13 protein-coding genes are annotated in these 16,251 nt (G+C 66.1%); 9 read left to right on the forward strand and 4 right to left on the reverse strand.

The features are described 5' to 3' along the window. Nucleotides 1–130: 130 nt before the first annotated feature. The 4 genes from K414_RS0107335 to K414_RS0107350 all read left to right on the forward strand — a co-directional run bounded on the left by K414_RS0107335 (nt 131) and on the right by K414_RS0107350 (nt 5,259). Entirely contained in the window at nt 131–1,213 is a 1,083-nt protein-coding gene (locus K414_RS0107335; RefSeq protein ID WP_152530374.1) for a hypothetical protein, read from the forward strand. Further along, entirely contained in the window at nt 1,210–2,760 is a 1,551-nt protein-coding gene (locus K414_RS0107340; protein WP_027495370.1) for a hypothetical protein, read from the forward strand. Before K414_RS0107335 ends, K414_RS0107340 begins: the two co-directional genes overlap by 4 nt. Before the next feature lie 58 nt (nt 2,761–2,818). Further along, nucleotides 2,819–3,121, forward strand: coding sequence for a DUF6802 family protein (locus tag K414_RS26245; protein ID WP_051364982.1), 303 nt, complete (start codon nt 2,819–2,821; stop codon nt 3,119–3,121). A gap of 308 nt (nt 3,122–3,429) precedes the next feature. Further along, complete coding sequence (locus K414_RS0107350) at nt 3,430–5,259, forward strand: phosphoenolpyruvate carboxykinase (GTP) (protein ID WP_027495371.1); 1,830 nt, start codon at nt 3,430–3,432, stop codon at nt 5,257–5,259. A gap of 66 nt (nt 5,260–5,325) precedes the next feature. Here K414_RS0107350 and K414_RS0107355 read toward each other — a convergent pair whose 3' ends face one another. After that, the gene (locus K414_RS0107355) at nt 5,326–6,204 is read right to left on the reverse strand and encodes an ROK family protein (protein WP_027495372.1); all 879 of its coding nucleotides are present in this window, start codon (nt 6,202–6,204) and stop codon (nt 5,326–5,328) included. 9 nt (nt 6,205–6,213) lie between these two features. After that, complete coding sequence (locus K414_RS26250) at nt 6,214–7,020, reverse strand: class I SAM-dependent methyltransferase (protein ID WP_237606149.1); 807 nt, start codon at nt 7,018–7,020, stop codon at nt 6,214–6,216. Nucleotides 7,021–7,103: 83 nt separating this feature from the next. On the opposite strand from K414_RS26250, the gene K414_RS0107365 reads away from it, so the two are divergent. After that, nucleotides 7,104–8,336 carry a glycosyltransferase family 4 protein gene (locus K414_RS0107365; protein WP_027495373.1) on the forward strand — a complete coding sequence of 411 codons (1,233 nt, stop codon included), beginning with the start codon at nt 7,104–7,106 and terminating at the stop codon, nt 8,334–8,336. On the opposite strand, the gene K414_RS0107370 is transcribed toward K414_RS0107365, so the two are convergent. Continuing rightward, nucleotides 8,271–9,998, reverse strand: a complete 1,728-nt coding sequence (locus K414_RS0107370; RefSeq protein WP_027495374.1) for a hypothetical protein — start codon at nt 9,996–9,998, stop codon at nt 8,271–8,273. The two genes, K414_RS0107365 and K414_RS0107370, sit on opposite strands and share 66 nt — an antisense overlap. A 25-nt stretch (nt 9,999–10,023) precedes the next feature. Here K414_RS0107370 and K414_RS26255 point away from each other — a divergent pair, with 25 nt between their 5' ends. Next, complete coding sequence (locus tag K414_RS26255) at nt 10,024–11,250, forward strand: polysaccharide biosynthesis protein (RefSeq protein ID WP_202595051.1); 1,227 nt, start codon at nt 10,024–10,026, stop codon at nt 11,248–11,250. On the opposite strand, the gene K414_RS0107380 is transcribed toward K414_RS26255, so the two are convergent. After that, complete coding sequence (locus tag K414_RS0107380) at nt 11,219–12,295, reverse strand: substrate-binding domain-containing protein (RefSeq protein ID WP_027495375.1); 1,077 nt, start codon at nt 12,293–12,295, stop codon at nt 11,219–11,221. The genes K414_RS26255 and K414_RS0107380 overlap by 32 nt on opposite strands. Before the next feature lie 103 nt (nt 12,296–12,398). On the opposite strand from K414_RS0107380, the gene K414_RS26260 reads away from it, so the two are divergent. The 3 genes from K414_RS26260 to K414_RS0107395 all read left to right on the forward strand — a co-directional run bounded on the left by K414_RS26260 (nt 12,399) and on the right by K414_RS0107395 (nt 16,163). Then, the gene (locus tag K414_RS26260) at nt 12,399–12,836 is read left to right on the forward strand and encodes a MarR family transcriptional regulator (protein ID WP_032367431.1); all 438 of its coding nucleotides are present in this window, start codon (nt 12,399–12,401) and stop codon (nt 12,834–12,836) included. Between the two features lie 169 nt (nt 12,837–13,005). Next, nucleotides 13,006–14,448: a cytosine permease gene (locus tag K414_RS0107390; RefSeq protein ID WP_027495376.1), complete on the forward strand. Its 1,443-nt coding sequence runs from the start codon at nt 13,006–13,008 to the stop codon at nt 14,446–14,448. Further along, nucleotides 14,445–16,163, forward strand: coding sequence for a nitrilase-related carbon-nitrogen hydrolase (locus tag K414_RS0107395; protein ID WP_027495377.1), 1,719 nt, complete (start codon nt 14,445–14,447; stop codon nt 16,161–16,163). The genes K414_RS0107390 and K414_RS0107395 overlap by 4 nt, the downstream gene beginning before the upstream one ends. Nucleotides 16,164–16,251 lie beyond the last annotated feature (88 nt).

A 16,251-nucleotide genomic window follows, 5' to 3' on the forward strand; every position in this document is an offset into this window, starting at 1 on the left:
GGAACGGCCGTCGTGTGCCAGAATCGGTGCCGCAGCAGGGGGCTGCGGGCCACGTGGCCGATCGTGCTCGACGAGCCGATCGCACATCTCGATGTGGCCGTTCGGTGGGTCGTTTCCGGGGGGATCGATGATGGACGGTGCCGAGGCAGGTCTGGGTCGATTGCGTGTGCGCTCGGAAGAGGTGGACGCGGCCGGGGCCGGCGCAGGCCGGAAGGCTGTCGAGAATGCTGTCGAGCGGCGTCTGCGGCCGCTGGAGGTGCACGTTTCCGGCCGCGTCGGAGTCGGGAAGTCGGTGATTGTCTCGGTGCTCGATGCCGCGCGACTGCATACCGACGGGTTCGAGGTCCGGTTGCACGAGAGCGGATGGGCCGATACCCCGCGTGCCGCGGAGGTGCAGCAGAGGCGCACCGCATCCGATGTCGACGTGCTCGTCCACGTGCTGGCCGGTGCCGTGTCCCCGGACGACATCACCTTCCTCTCCGCTCGACCCGGCGGACCGCCGGCACACACCGTGATCCTGCTGAACAAGGCCGACACTCTCGACGAACCTGCGGCGACGGCCGCAGCGGCATCCGAGCAACTGGGGCGACGAGTGCTGCCGGTGATGGGATCTGTTGCAGCGGGCCTGGGCGGCGCGGCCCGAGGCTTCGCTGTGGACATGGCCGATGTGCGGGCCGTGGCGGCCGGTGCGCTGCGTACTGGGGATCTGATGACGGTCGATCGGTTTCGGAGTGCTGATATTCCGCTCTCGACGCCGCGCCGAGAGGCACTGCTGGACCGGGTGGAATTACGCGGTCTCGCCCTACTCGTCGATGCGCTCCGGCGGCGTAGCGAAGTGTCCGACGCGGATGTATTGCGTGAGCTGTGGGAGGCCACCGGGGTCGACGCCGTGACGACGGTCGTGTCCGATGCTGTCTCGGCTGCTGCGACGGCCCGCGACGACGACCTGCACGAACAACTGCTGCAGATATCCGCCCGTCACCGAGACGTTCGAGGTGCCGTCGAATCGTATCTGGCTTCGGACGAGGCGGTGGCTGCCGATATGCGCTGTGCTGCAGCGCGATTGGGGGTACCGATCGAGACGGGCTCGGAGCGGGCCCTGCTGGAGCAGGCATTGGTGTGGAAGCGGTGTGCCGCCACCTCGGAGGACGACGCCGTCCGGCGCTCCGCCCTGGCCCTGTGCCGCGGTTATGTGCGGATGCTCCGACCGTGACCGATCCGAACCGGTTCCCGCTGCCGGACGATCTGAAAGGCGTTCTGCGTCGACGGAACTCGGAATCCCTTGTACGCATCGATCGTGCACGCAGCAGCCGACCTGCAGGCATTCACGTCACCGGCACCGCAGCATCCGGAAAGACCGAGATGTGCCATCTGCTCACCCGGCGCGACGGCGCGGAGATCGGGTTCGCCGACTCGATCGAGGAGGCCGCGGTGGTCGTGATCGTCGTCGACGCGTCGGCTCCGGTCGGCCGTGCCGACGTCGAGCGCTGGCGTCCTGCCTTCGAGTCGACACCGGTTGTGTTGGTGGTCAACAAGATCGATGTGCATCGCCGGTGGCGCGAAGTGGTCGACGCCGATATCGAGATCGTCGCCGAGCGTGTTCCGCGTGCGGTGGAACACTCCGTCCATCCGGTCTCGGCACGGTTGGCACGAGCCGGTAGGGAGAGCGGCGATGCTGCCGTGTTCGCGGAGTCGGGTTTCGGGGCGATCGCCGACAGAATCGACGCGTTGCTGATGCAGGCCGCGGCAGTCGGGGCCCAGCGCAAGTACGTTGCTGCAGTGCAGGAATCTGCCGCAGAGGCGAAGGTCGCCATCGTCGCCGAAGCTCGCGCAGTGACCGGAGGTGGTGACACCGCCCCTCTGCGTGCCCGGCGGGCGCGGCTGCTCGGTGAACGCGAACATCTCGGTGGTGACCGACGGGCATTGCTGCACAACCGTATTCAACGTGTTCGGGTCGACTGTATTCACGCTGCGGCCGAGGACGTTCGGATGCTCGGCGCGCAGGTACGGCAGACGATAGAGGGATCGCGGCGGGCCGAACTCGGCCATCTGCCCGGGCACCTCGCCGAATCCGTACAGGCAGTTCGAGCACGCGCCGACGCTGCATTGTCCACCGGTCTCCGCGCCGTGGAAGTCGAACTCGGGCTCGTCGACACGGTGCCCGAATCCGGTACCGCGGGCGGTGAGATCGACATCGGCGAACCGACCAGGCGACGCGGGATCGAGGACGTCCTGATGGTCGCACTGGGGGCCTCGGCAGGGGTGGGACTGGGTCGGCTCGTCGTTTCGCCCCTGGCTCTGATTCCTACCTTGGCCGTCGCCAACACGATCGTCTCACTGGCCATCGGTGCCGCGATCGCGTGGTGGTTGACCCGCTCACGCGCACTCGTCGCCGACCGTGCGCACCTTCGCGGCTGGACCCAGGAAAGTCTGGCTCGCGTGAAATCGGACGTGGAACAGCGGCTGCTCTCTCGCATTCTCGATGCCGAGTCCGCACTCGCGTCGGCGTTGACCTCGGCGGACCGGGAGGCGGCGGCACGTATCGATCTGTCGCTGGCCGAGATCGATGCCGAACTTCGCACGCTCGCCGATCACAGATCGGCGCTGCTCTCGGCCTGCGATCGGGATCTGGCTGCACTCGAGCGCGGGCTGGAGCGATTTCGCGGGTCCGGGCGCGACTCGGTCGTGCCGTCGAAGCCCGTCGAATTCTCTCCCGGCGATCCGGAACCGATCGGCGCGCAGATGCGTCGAAGCGGGTAGGTGCACGTCCGAACAGGTTCGCAGGCGGCGAACAGGGACCCGACAGTGAGGAGCGTCGATGATCGCGGTGGATGGCTTCGCAGTGGGCGGTTTCGAGACGAACGAGCCGGCCGAGGACGCGTCGGACAACGGTGGCGGGTACGTCTCGACGGACTGGTTCGATCTCGACGGCGACGGTCGTCACGAGACTTCCGTTCGGACGACGGAGGCCGGAACGACGGTGGGAACGGATGTCGATGGAGACGGTGTGACAGACAAGTTCACCGCCTTCGACCGTGACGGGCACTACGAATCCTGGGAGATTTTTCGGGAAGCGAACGGTTTCGGGCAGGGCAGATCGTCCGAATCCGGCCGACTGTAGGCCATTCGGTCTGATTTGCATCGGCGCTGGTGGACGGCTTCTTGCGTCGGTCTTTCCCTATCTGAATCGGTCTTGTGACCAATCGGACAACACCCTGTTTCTGGAATCACGTCGCTCGGCGTTAACCTGATGAACAGGACATCCGGCGCTCGGTCCTCAGCTTGCTGTATCCAGTAACATGGTGTACTGCAGCTCGAACGGCCGAGCAGCGCCCCGCCGAGAGGGGAAAACCGAGATCTACTCGTGCGTGCTTGCCCACAGCGATCGTGCGAATTCTTCCCGGTTCCGGCTAACCCCAGGAGAGTTAGATGACCTCAGCGACCATTCCCGGTTTGAGCGGCACCGACAGCGTGCCGACTCGACACAAAGAACTGCTTGCCTGGGTTGCTCAGGTAGCCGAACTGACCGAACCGGACTCCGTGGTGTTCGCTGACGGATCCGACGCCGAATGGGAGCGCCTGACCGACAAGCTGGTCGAGGCAGGAACCTTCACTCGTCTCAACGACGAGAAGAAGCCCAACTCGTTCCTCGGCAACTCCGATCCGTCGGACGTGGCCCGCGTCGAGTCGCGCACGTACATCTGTTCCAAGGACGAGATCGACGCCGGTCCCACCAACAACTGGATGGACCCGTCGGAGATGCGGTCGTTGATGACCGAGCTGTACCGCGGTTGCATGCGCGGACGGACCATGTACGTCGTTCCGTTCTGCATGGGACCGTTGGACGCTGCCGATCCCAAGTTGGGCGTCGAGCTCACCGATTCGGAGTACGTCGTCATCTCCATGCGTGTGATGACCCGCATGGGTCAGGCCGCGCTGGACAAGATCGGCGACGACGGGTTCTACGTCAAGGCGCTGCACTCGCTCGGTGCTCCGCTGGCCGAGGGCCAGGCCGACGTGCCGTGGCCGTGCAACGACACCAAATACATCACGCACTTCCCCGAGGACCGCGAGATCTGGAGCTACGGATCCGGTTACGGCGGCAACGCGCTGCTGGGCAAGAAGTGCTACTCGCTGCGTATCGCGTCGGCCATGGCCCACGACGAGGGCTGGCTCGCCGAGCACATGCTGATCCTCAAGCTGATCTCCCCCGAGGACAAGGCGTACTACATCGCGGCGGCATTCCCGTCCGCGTGCGGTAAGACCAACCTCGCGATGATTCAGCCGACCATTCCGGGCTGGCGTGCCGAGACCATCGGTGACGACATCGCGTGGATGCGCTTCGGTGAGGACGGTCGTCTCTACGCCGTCAACCCGGAGTTCGGTTTCTTCGGTGTCGCTCCGGGCACCAACTGGGATTCCAACCCGAACGCGATGAAGACCATCGATCAGGGCAACTCGGTGTTCACCAACGTCGGCCTGACCGACGACGGCGACGTGTGGTGGGAAGGCCTCGAAGGCAAGCCCGATCACCTGATCGACTGGAAGGGCAACGACTGGACGCCCGAGTCCGGAACCGATGCCGCACATCCGAACTCGCGGTACTGCGTGCCGATGGCTCAGTGCCCGTCGATGGCGCCCGAGTGGGACGACCCGCAGGGTGTGCCGATCTCCGCAATCCTGTTCGGCGGACGACGCAAGACCACCGTTCCGTTGGTGACCGAGGCCCGCGACTGGCAGCACGGAGTGTTCATGGGAGCCACCGTCGGCTCCGAGCAGACCGCTGCCGCCGAGGGCACCGTCGGTACCGTCCGACGCGACCCGATGGCCATGCTGCCGTTCCTCGGCTACAACGTGGGCGACTACTTCCAGCACTGGATCGACCTCGGCAAGAACGCCGACGAGTCGAAGCTGCCGAAGGTGTTCTACGTCAACTGGTTCCGTCGCGGCGACGACAAGCGCTTCCTGTGGCCCGGATTCGGTGAGAACTCGCGCGTGCTCAAGTGGATCGTCGAGCGCATCGAGCACAAGGCCGCGGGCGTCGAGACCCCGATCGGTGTCGTCCCCACGGCCGAGGCACTCGACATCGACGGCCTCGACACCACCGTCGACGACGTCGCCGAGGCACTCGCGGTGAACACCGACGAGTGGAAGGCCGAGATCCCGCTTATCCAGGAGTGGTTCGACTTCGTCGGCGAGAAACTGCCCACCGGAATTCAGGACGAATTCGACGCCCTCAAGCAGCGCCTGGGCGCGTAGTATTCACGAGACAGAACGGGGCTCACCGAGGGGTGGGCCCCGTTCTGGCTTGCGAAGTGTGCGAGATCAGGCGGTGAGAGCGGCCGCGCCGTGCAGTGTGCCGAGGCCGCCCAACGCAGCCGGCACCACCTGCAGCCCGTCGAGGAATTTCAGGCGCGCGTGCAAGGCGATCGACTCCCGGATCGGATCCCACAGCGGCGGGCCGGCCTGAGCGAAGCCGCCGCCGATCACCACCATCCGGACGTCCACCAGTGCGACCGCCGATGCGATGGCCTGACCGAGCGCCACTCCGGCGCGTTGCAATGCAGTGACGGCAAGCGGTTCGCCCGCGGCGGCATCCGTAGCCAGTTCGACACCGGTGTTTCCGGGCCAGCCCTGCTCCCGAGCCCACCGCACCGCCGAGGGGCCGCTGGAGACGGTCTCGACGCATCCGATCCCGCCGCACGCGCAGGGCGTCGTCGAACCGGGGACGACGATGTGGCCGATGTGCCCGGCATTGCCACTGGCTCCGGCGACGATCTTCCCGCCCAGCACCAGGCCCCCGCCGATGCCGGTGGACACCACGAGGCTGAGCACGTCCGGTATCCCGACAGCGGCACCGAATCGATGCTCACCCAATGCCGCTGCGCTGCCGTCCATCGCCAGAAGTACCTCGGCGTCGGGCAGTGCGGCGGAGATGTGCTCGCGCAGGCCGAACCCGTTCTTCCACTCGTCGACGTTGATCGGCGCGACCGACCCGGTGACGAGGTCGACCGGACCGGAGCACGCGACCCCGACCTGTGTCACGTCGACGCTTCCGACGACCCCGTGCAGCAGTTCGGCACAGGCTTCCCACACGCCGGTGGCCGGTGTCGGAACTGTCTCCGGGTGCTGCGGACGTCCGTCGTCGCCGACGAGCGCCGCTGTCATCTTGGTGCCGCCGATGTCGAGCGCGAGTGCCGTCATCGATCCAGGTTATGCGGGAGTGGAGCCTGCGGAATGACCCATTGGGTATGCGCTCGGCTTCAGGACGAGGACGAGGTTGCTGCCGAGGAACTCGCGGAGTATCGGAACGCGCATCATCCACCATGCCCAGCGCGGGTGGTAGCGCGGAAACGCGGCCAGTAGCGTTGCGTTGGGAGTGCTTCGCGCCCAACGCAATCCGTCTGCCGCGCTGATGTCGAACAGGGATTCGCCGAATCGGTTCTTGGGTTCGTGTCCGGTGGTGCGGGCGTAGCGTCGGGCCGCGTATTCGCCGCCGAGATAGTGCCACGGCCGGGTCTCGTGGCCGCCGAACGGGCCGAACCAGATGGTGTACGAGAGCACCGTGAGGCCGCCGGGTTTGGTGACGCGCAACATTTCCTCGGCCATGGTCCACGGCTCGCGGACGTGCTCGGCGACGTTCGACGAGAAGCAGATGTCGACGCTGTCGTCGCGGAAGGGCAACGCCATGCCGGAGCCGCGCACCGAACCGGGGATCTGCAGTCCGGCGGCATGCATTTCCGAGGCGTCGGGTTCGACGGGCAGATATCGCGCGCAACTCGCGCCGAAGACGTCGGCGAAGTATCCGGGTCCGCCGCCGACGTCGAGCACCGTCGCCGCGGACATGTCGGTGCCGGTCAGGCCGCGGTAGAGGTCTCCGATCAGTTCGACGGAATCACGGGCCAGGGCGCCGTAGAAGATGTCCGGAGAACTCTGCTCGTGCCCGAAGTCCTTCAGGAGTTTCACCGAGCGACGCAGTGTCGCGCGAGAGGCGAACAGTCGTGTCACGGCGGAAGTCACGAAAACGAACCCTAGCGGTTAGTGTGGCAGCGGTATTCGACGACGGTCGAGAAGCGAGCACGGTGGATGGGGTGAAGCGAGCGGTGCGCGAGGTTCTGTTGCTGTGCTGGCGCGATACCGGGCATCCGCAGGGCGGCGGCAGCGAGCGCTACCTCGAGCAAGTAGGCGCGGGCCTGGCTCGACGCGGTGTCCGCGTCACGCTGCGGACGGCGTCCTATCCCGGTGCTCCGGCCGAGGAGATCGTCGACGGCATCCGGATCAGTCGCGGTGGTGGTCGCCTGTCGGTGTATCCCCGCGCTCTGGCCGCCATCGCCGCCGGTCGGCTCGGTTTCGGGCCGCTCAAGGGGATCTCCCCGGATGCCGTGATCGACACCCAGAACGGCATTCCGTTCTTCTCCCGCGCAGTACTCGGTGTGCCGGTGACGCTGCTGGTGCATCACTGTCACCGCGAGCAGTGGCCGGTGGCGGGCCCGATGATGGCAAAGCTCGGCTGGTGGCTCGAGTCGACGATCTCACCGAAGGTGCACCGCCGCAATCAGTACCTGACGGTGTCGTTGCCTTCTGCAGACGAGCTGATCGCTCTCGGTGTCGACCGGGAGCGCATCGCCGTGGTCCGCAACGGTGCCGACGACATCCCACTGTCGGTGCCGGAAGGCGGCGAGGACACCCGCACGCCCCACCCGTCCTTGTCCGTGCTGTCGAGGCTGGTTCCACACAAGCAGATCGAGGACGCGATCGACGTCGTGGCTGCACTGCGCGGCAGCATTCCCGACATCCATCTCGACGTCATCGGCGACGGATGGTGGGAACGGAATCTTCGCGAGTACGTCACGAGCCTGGGCGTCGATCGATACGTCACCTTCCACGGTCACGTCGACGAGGAGCGGAAGCATGCACTGCTCGGTCGGTCGTGGGTGCATGTGATGCCCTCCCGAAAGGAGGGCTGGGGGCTCGCCGTCGTCGAAGCTGCCCAGCACGGTGTTCCCACGGTGGGCTATCGCAGCTCCAAGGGACTCACCGATTCGATCATCGACGGCGTCACCGGTGTTCTCGTGGGTGGTTCGACATCCGGAGCCGAGGACCGCGATGTGTCCGCGCTGACCGGTGCCGTCGCCGAACTGCTGCAGGACGCGGAGGCCCGCACCCGCCTCGGTGAGAAGGCACGAGTCCGCGCGGGTGAGTTCTCCTGGGGCCAGTGCGCCGACGGCGTGTTCTCGGTGCTCGACGGGACGACGCGCGGCACCTGGTCGTCAGGCCTGGTGGGGGCGGCCGACGCGCACACGCCTGCCGAATCGGCTCAGGAGTCCTACCGCTAGTCCGCCGAGCATCAGCAGTGCCCACGCCAGATGTGCGAGCACAACGGCTGTCGCCGAACGACTTTCGAGCATCGCCGGATCCGGCACCCGATAGAGGGTCAGTTCCTCGTCGGAGTACACGGCGTCGAGTCGGTCCAACGTCTGCTGTGCATTGCCGAGCTCGCCGGGAGTCGTGTTCTCCACCAGTACCCAGCCGACACCCAGGGCCGCGAGAGTGTCCGCGGAGTCGCCTGCGAGCAGAGCGTTCTGCACGTCCGTCGCCCGTTTCCCTTCCCCGCGGACCGTGCCGCCTGCGACGAGGAGTTCACCGGTCTGCAGTACGTCGAGCGGCAGCATGCGGGGTGCGGGATCGAGAACGGGTGCTGAGCCGCTGTAGGGAAAGCGGCGAAACATTCCGGCGGGAAGGACGGCCACGTCGCCGTCCTGGTCGGCGAGTTCCGCCGACACCGCTTGCCACGACTGCGGGTACGTCACCGGTTTCAGTGCGCTGCCGACGCCCCAGCCGAGGTCGGGGAGCGCAACGAGCAACGCCAGCACGGCCACGCCCCCCGGCAGCCACGCGTTGCCGAATCGGGTGCGCCGGCACGCCAACCAGCTGACACCGGCCGCAGCGGCGAGAGCGTATATCGGCATGGCCAGCGCGACCCACTTCTGCGAATCGCGGAGCAGACCGGCCCCGGGGACGGTGTCGCCCAGTACACGAGCGGCCGCCAACCCCGGTCCGGTTGCTGCCAGCGCAGGGAGCACGATGGCAGCGAGCGCGACGACACCCAGGCCCACGATCACCGGATTGCGTCGACGCAGATACAGCGGCCGTATCCCGAGAGCGACGACGGTCAGCAACAGGACCGTCCCCACGACAGCGAATAGTCCTGTCCGAGAACCGGGTACGGCGTCTGAGTTCCAGATGCCGCCGAGACCGGCCAGGCTACCCACCGTGCCCAGACCCGGTTCGGCGCGTGCTGCGAATGCGGCCCAACCCGCCGGATCCGCCGGTTCGACGCCACCGCCCGACACCATCGTCGCCGCCAGCCACGGCGCCGACGCGACGGCTGCGATCGCGAGGGTGGCGACCACGCGCAGGCCGCGTCGGGCACCCCCGGGGAGGGCGACGACGAGTAGCGCGACGGTTGCCGCCAGCAGCGCGCCGGTGGGGGTGAGCCCGGCCGCGGCCAGGCAGACGGCGAGGGCCCACCAGGAGCGACCGGACCTGACCGCGAGTGCGGCGACCACCGTCCACGGGAGGGCGGCGTAGCCGGCGAGCAGACTCCAATGTCCCTGCAGCAGGCGTTCGGCGACGTAGGGGTTCCACACGGCCACCGTCGACGCGACGAGCAGGGCAGGCAGTGGCGCGGTGGGCAGCATCTTCTGCGCCATCACCGCCGCGCCCCAGCCGGCCGTCCACAACGCCAGCAGCAGAACGGCCTTGACCACAAGGCCACCGTCGAACACCGTGGTCAGGGCCGCGATCGCGGCATCCTGCGGCACTGCCCGCGCGGCCGCGTCGGCGATTCCCCAGGCGGAGTCGGTGAAGTAGGAACGGGGGGTGCTGACGGCGTCGCGAAGCAGGAGATATCCGGGTCCGAGCAGTGGCCCGAGAACGACGAGCGAGAGCAGCAGGCTGTAGAGCGGCGGCGTCCACCTCGACCTCGACCACGCCATGATCGGCACCCTATACCGTGGACGCATGTCGTTTCGCGCCTCGTCCGAGGCAGACCACCCGGCGGGTGCGTCCGTCGCCGGGATGGGGATGGTGACGGCCGGCTCGATGTTCGCCAATGTCGTGGCGTATCTGCTGCAGGTGCTCGCGAGTCGCATGCTCGGTGTCGAGGGTTACGGCGAGTTTGCGAGTCTTCTTGCGGTGCAATTGGTTCTGGCGGTCCCGGCGTTGGCGTTGCAGTCCGTCGTCGCGCGCGAGGTGGTGCGCGGCCGCAGTTCTCGCGAGCTGCGTGGTGTCGGCTACCGCTGTGCGGCGGTCGTGGGTGTGCTGGCGCTCGCTGTGTCTCCGGCGTTGTCGGCGGCCATGGACGTCTCCGCAGCGGCGACGGTGTCGGCCGTGATCGCTGCGCCGGTGCTGGTGTTGTTGGCCGCGGAGCAGGGGCTGCTGCAAGGACGCGGCCGGTTCGGCGCACTGAGCGTGGTGTTGGCGGCGGCCGGTTTCGGCAAGGTGGCGCCGGCTGTGGTCGTGTTGCTGCTCGGCGGCGGCCCGGGTTCGGTGCTGCTGGCCACGGCGGCCGGTATCGGCGTGGTGGCCGTCGGCGCGCGGTCGGCCGCCGGAGCGCCGGTGAACGCGGTGTCGGAAACCAGGGTGACCGTTCTGACGGTGCTGCAGGCCTCGCAGGTGCAGTTGGTGCTGATCGCGATGTCCGCATTGGATCTGGTGCTGGCTCGGTCGTTGCTCAGCAGTACCGAGGCCGGGCTGTACGCGGTCGGTGCCGTCGCGTCCAAAGCGGCGTTCTGGCTGCCGCAGGCGGTCGGAGTGGTGTTGTATCCGCGCATGGCGAACCCGCTGCACTCGGCTGCCGCAGTGCGATCGGCGCTGACCGTCGTCGCCGGACTCGGCACGGTACTGGTACTCGGGGGCGCGCTGGCGTCGCCGCTACTTCCTGTGGTTGTCGGTGACACGTATTCCGGTGTGCAGCAATACGTGTGGCTCTTCGTGCTGCAGGGGGCGTGCCTGGCGGTACTGCAGAGTGCGCTGCTGTGGGCAATCGCGGGGGAGCGCACCCGCCTGGCCCTCGTCGCCTGGTTCGCCCTCGCGGTCGAGGTGCTGCTGTTGCTGTTCGTGGCCTCCACGCTGGCCCAGTTCGTCACCGTCGCAGCCGTAACCGCCGCGGTCACGATGGCCGTCGTGTGCTGCGTTGTCCTGTTCGGCGACAGAATCAGTCGCGCGCGGGCCGGATCTCGCCGATGATCTCGAAGTCGACAGCACCGGCCAACGCCAGATAGATCGGTTGCGAGACGTGGCCGTCGGACAGAAACAGGTGCCCACGGGCACCGGTGAACGACACCGAATCGGATACGGATTCGATGATGCGAACATCTGCTGTGCCTGCCCTGTTCACCAGCGCGCCCAGCAGTTTGATGCCCTCGTAGCACGACTGTCCCAGTGCGCCGACGATCGGCGCATCGACCCCGAAGGAACGAGCGAAACGAGCCGAGAATCCCAAACTTGCTTCGGTGGCGAGGGTTTCGAAATAGCCGGACGCGACGTACAGCCCGTGGGTGTTCTCGCCGCCGGCCGCCAGCAACATGTTCTCGTCCATCAGTGGACTGAGGCGGATGCAGTGCGCGTCCAGCCCGGCACCGGCGAATTGCTGATGGAAATGGACTGCGTCGTCGCCGATGAGGAGGACCACGGTCGCGTCGGCACCCGACCGCTCGATCGCGGTGACGGTCCTTGCGAAGTCGCTCGTGCCGACCGGTGCGAACTCCGCGTGCACCACCGATGCGCCCAGCCCACGGAGCCGAGTTGCCGTGATGGAAGCGCTCTTTCGGGGCCAGACGTAGTCGTTTCCGACTATCGCCCAGCGGCGTCGTCCGAATTCGCGAACGAGGAACTCCAGCGCCGGGACCAGTTGGTTGGCAGGCGTCTCACCGGTGATGAACAGTCCCGGGTAGCGGTCGCCGCCCTCGTACATGGAGGTGTACACGTACGGAATCCGTCCGAGCGTCACCGGAATGACGGCTCGCCGTACCGCCGAGGTGTGCATCCCCGCCACCGCATCGAGGGCACCGGCATCGAGCAGCGTCGCGACCTCGTGGGCCACCGTCACCGGATCGCGGCCGCCGTCGATGGACATCAACTCGACGCGGCGGCCCAACACACCGGCCGAGGCGTTGAGTTCGTCCCTGGCCAGCTGGGCCGACAGCTCGCTGGACGGTCCGATGATGCCGAACGGTCCGGACATCGGAAAGATCAGGCCGACGCGAAACGTGTCGAACCGATCGCTGTTCATCGTGCCGTCCGTCCGCTCGGTGTCTCGTCGCGGTTCGCTTCACCATAGAATCGCTGAGAGAGACTGTAGCGCCGACGCAGTAACCGAGCAGGGGGACGATCACGTGGATCACCAGGATGCTGCGTCGGCAGCGCGTTTGCTCACCGTGGTCGAGCGGGCCGTGTCGGATCGATTGCGCGCCACCCTCGTGCCGTGGGAATTGGACCTCGAAGAATGGCGAGTGCTGTCGCTGTTGTCCGACGGTGAGGGACACACGATGGCCGAGACAGCGGAGTTCGCATTGCTCTCCCCGCCGACCTTGACCAAGGCGGTCAACCGGCTGGTGTCCAACAATCTGGTGCACCGCCGTACCGGCACCGTCGATCGTCGGCAGGTGCTGATTCGCTTGACGGCCCGTGGGAAAGCGAAGCACGACGCGGCCGCCCCGATGATGAACGACGCCGCGGCGATGGTCTTCCCGTCGGAGTCGGATCGTGAGCTGTTGCAGTCTCTGCTCCGGGCCCTCGAGACCAACGCGAAGACGGCCTCGATCACCCACTGACCTTTCTCGGCGTCCGGTCTCGGACGCGGTCTCCGCCGTAACCTGCCAGGTCGGCCGCTTTCGTGATCTCTTTTTAACATGTTTCACATTGCAATAGTGTCCACGGAAAGTATTGTTCCGATGCAGCGCAGCCAGCGCTCTCGCCGCGAACCGAAGTGGACACCCGTTCATGAACATGAAGAAATACTTCGAGGGGCCAGCGACCAGCCTCGACGATCAGATCGAAAGCTACGCAACCTCCCGAGTGCCCGACGACCAACGCTGGCGGCGGCCGGCGATCCTGCTGGTCCTCACCGGCAACGTGACCGCGATGTTCTGGTTCGCCCTCGGCGGCCAGATCGGGTTTCTGGTGGGATGGCCGATGTTCCTGATCCCCGTGGCCTACATGGTGATCGGTGCGACGCTCGTCGGCAGCCTCATCATGCGTATCGCCAGCCAGGAGGGTCTGTCGCTGCCACTGCTCACCCGCGGGCTCGGGTTCGGAACCAAGGGGTCTGCCGTCGCCTCGCTCGTCTACGCGGTCAACTACGTGTTCTACTTCATCTTCGAGGGCAGCATCGTCTCGCACGGGCTCAGTGAGCTCGCGGGGATCGAGATCGACTCCGCCTGGGCCACAGTGGTATTCGCGCTGGTCGCACTCGTGGCGCTGTTCTTCTCCTGGCGCGGTATGCACTCGATGAACATTCTGCAGCGCTTAGGGATGCCGATCTTCCTGATCCTGTTCGCCGTCGGTATGTACATGCTCGCCAGCGGTTACGTACTCGTCGGGCCCGGCGAATGGGAAGCGACCGGTGGATTCACCGCCACCGCACTGTGGCAGGCGTTCAGCCTCGCGAACGGGCAGGTCGTGTTCCAAGCACTCATCGCCACCGACTACGGACGGTTCGTCAAGAAGAGCGTCAGCTATGTCGGAACGGCCGGACTGATGCTGGCAGAACTGCTGATGATCGTCGTCGTGATGATTCTCGGTGTGTTCCTCGGTTTCACGATGCTGCGTCATTTCACCGGAACCACTGCAACACCGGAACTCTCGGCCACCGACCCGGGACTGTACTTCGCCATCGTCATGGGTCTGCTCGGCGTGATCTTCGCGGTGGTCACCCAGGTTCGCATCAACGTCATGAACCTGTATTCAGGATCCCTCGCCCTGTCCAACGCGTGGGATGTGCTCTCGCCCAAGAAGGTCGGGCGTCAATGGTGGATGGTGGCGCTACTGGTGGTGGGCGTGCTGTGCTACCCCGTCAACATTCTGCAGTACACCGACAAGTTCCTGGCCGTCACCGGCATCATGACCAACACCTGGATCTTCATTCTGCTCGCGGACTACTTCGTGTGCAGAAGACTGCTCGGCCTGGCTCCCCGCGACAACATCGAGTTCCGCGAAGGGCGAGTGCGCAATTGGAACCCCTGCGGCATCGTCGCCATGGCAGCGGGCGTCGCGGTGGGCGGACTCGGCGTGTTCGGCCTCTACCCGTCGTATTACGCGTCGTTCATCGCCATGCTTCTCGGTCCTCTTCTCTACGTTCCGCTCACGATGGCAACCCGCGGACAGTTCTACGAACCACCGAAATCGAACAATCCCCTCATCGCCGAAAGGATTGTGGCGTCATGACATTCACTGCAGCGGCCGTCCAATTCGAGCCCACGCTGTTCGCCAAGGAATTCAACGTTGCCGCTCTGAGCGACCTCGTGGAGAAGGCGGCGTCGGACGGGGCGCGCCTGATCACGACACCCGAGATGGCAACCACCGGCTACTGCTTCCACGACACCGAGGAAGCGGCAACCGTCGTCGAACAGATCCCCGGCCCCACCACCGAGACGTTCGCCGAGATCGCGTCCCGTCGTAACTGCTACATCGTCGTGGGCATGCCCGAAGTCGATGCGACGAGCGGATTGTTCTACAACAGTGCAGTTCTCATCGGTCCCGAGGGAATCGTCGGCACACACCGCAAGACGCATCCGTACATCGCCGAGCCCAAATGGGCGGCCCCAGGCGATCTCGGGCACCAGGTGTTCGAGACCTCGCTCGGTCGCATCGCACTGCTCATCTGCATGGATCTGCACTTCCTGGAGACGGCGCGAGTGGCTGCGCTTCAGGGTGCCGACGTGATCTGCCACATCAGCAACTGGCTCGCCGAACGCACTCCCGCCCCCTACTGGATCAGTCGTGCCTTCGAGAACAACTGCTACGTCATCGAGAGCAACCGCTGGGGTCTCGAACGAACCGTTCAGTTCAGCGGCGGCACCTGCATCATCGAACCCGACGGAAACGTGGCCGGCCGCCTCGACGTCGGTGACGGTATTGTCCTCGGCGACATCGACATTCGTCGCACACGAGAGGCCGGGCCCGTGCGCAGGCCGAATCTGTACCGTGAACTGCAGACCAACACGTACGCGTGGAACCCGCTCGATTTCTTCACCCTCTACGGCCACTCGCCCTTACCGGCCGGGCGGACTTCGTCGGTGAGCGTCGTGCAATGCACTCCGGGGACGTCGATCGACGGCAATCTCGACGACATCGAGCAGTGGGCCGCCGGCCTTGCAGGCGCGAGCGATCTCATCGTGTTTCCCGAACTGTCCGTTACCGGGCCGGTCTCTGCGGATCGCCCGCCGCGCGACGTCGGGGAGTCGATCGACGGGACGTCGCTCGCACGCGTCGTCGATATCGCTGCCCGGCATAGTGTTTCGATGGTCGTCGGTGTGGCCGAGCGCGACATCGGATCCGATCTGGTGTACAACTCCGCAGTGCTGGTACAGCCGAACGGAACCTGCACGGCGTACCGCCAGATCCATCTGTCCGTCGAACACACCTCGCTGTTCGACGCGGGCGACCGCTGGACCGTCGTCGACCTTCCCGTCGGGAGAGTGGGAATGCTCGTCGGTCACGATGCACTGTTGCCGGAGGCCGGCCGAATTCTGGCGCTACGTGGCTGTGATCTGATCGTTTGCCCGGCCGCACTCGCAGGCACCTTCGTCGGCTCCCACCCGGGAACCGACATCCCTCATGCAGCAGAGATTCCCACCGGAGCCGATCCCACGCACTGGCATCACATGCGCGTCCGGGCAGGCGAGAACAACGTGTACTTCGCGTTCGCCAACACGATCGACACCGACCGCGGAATTGCCGGACACAGCGGAGTATTCGGGCCCGACACCTTCGCCTTCCCCCGAACCGAAGCCCTCGTCGACAGTGACGCACCGGGCCACGCGACCTGCGTCGTGGATACCACGAGCCTGGGTGGGGCGTACCCCACCAACGTCGTGCGCCGCAAAGACCTCGTGCTGATGCGCCAACCACACCAGTACGGAATACTCTCGACGGCCTGAGTGGCCGAAAACGCCAGTGGCGTGGTCATGTGCCCGCTGGGGCACACAACCACGCCACTGGCTATCTGGTCATTCCGCAGGCTCCACT

The sequence above is a fragment of the Rhodococcus sp. JG-3 genome (assembly GCF_000482405.1).
GTDB classification, from domain to species: domain Bacteria; phylum Actinomycetota; class Actinomycetes; order Mycobacteriales; family Mycobacteriaceae; genus Rhodococcoides; species Rhodococcoides fascians.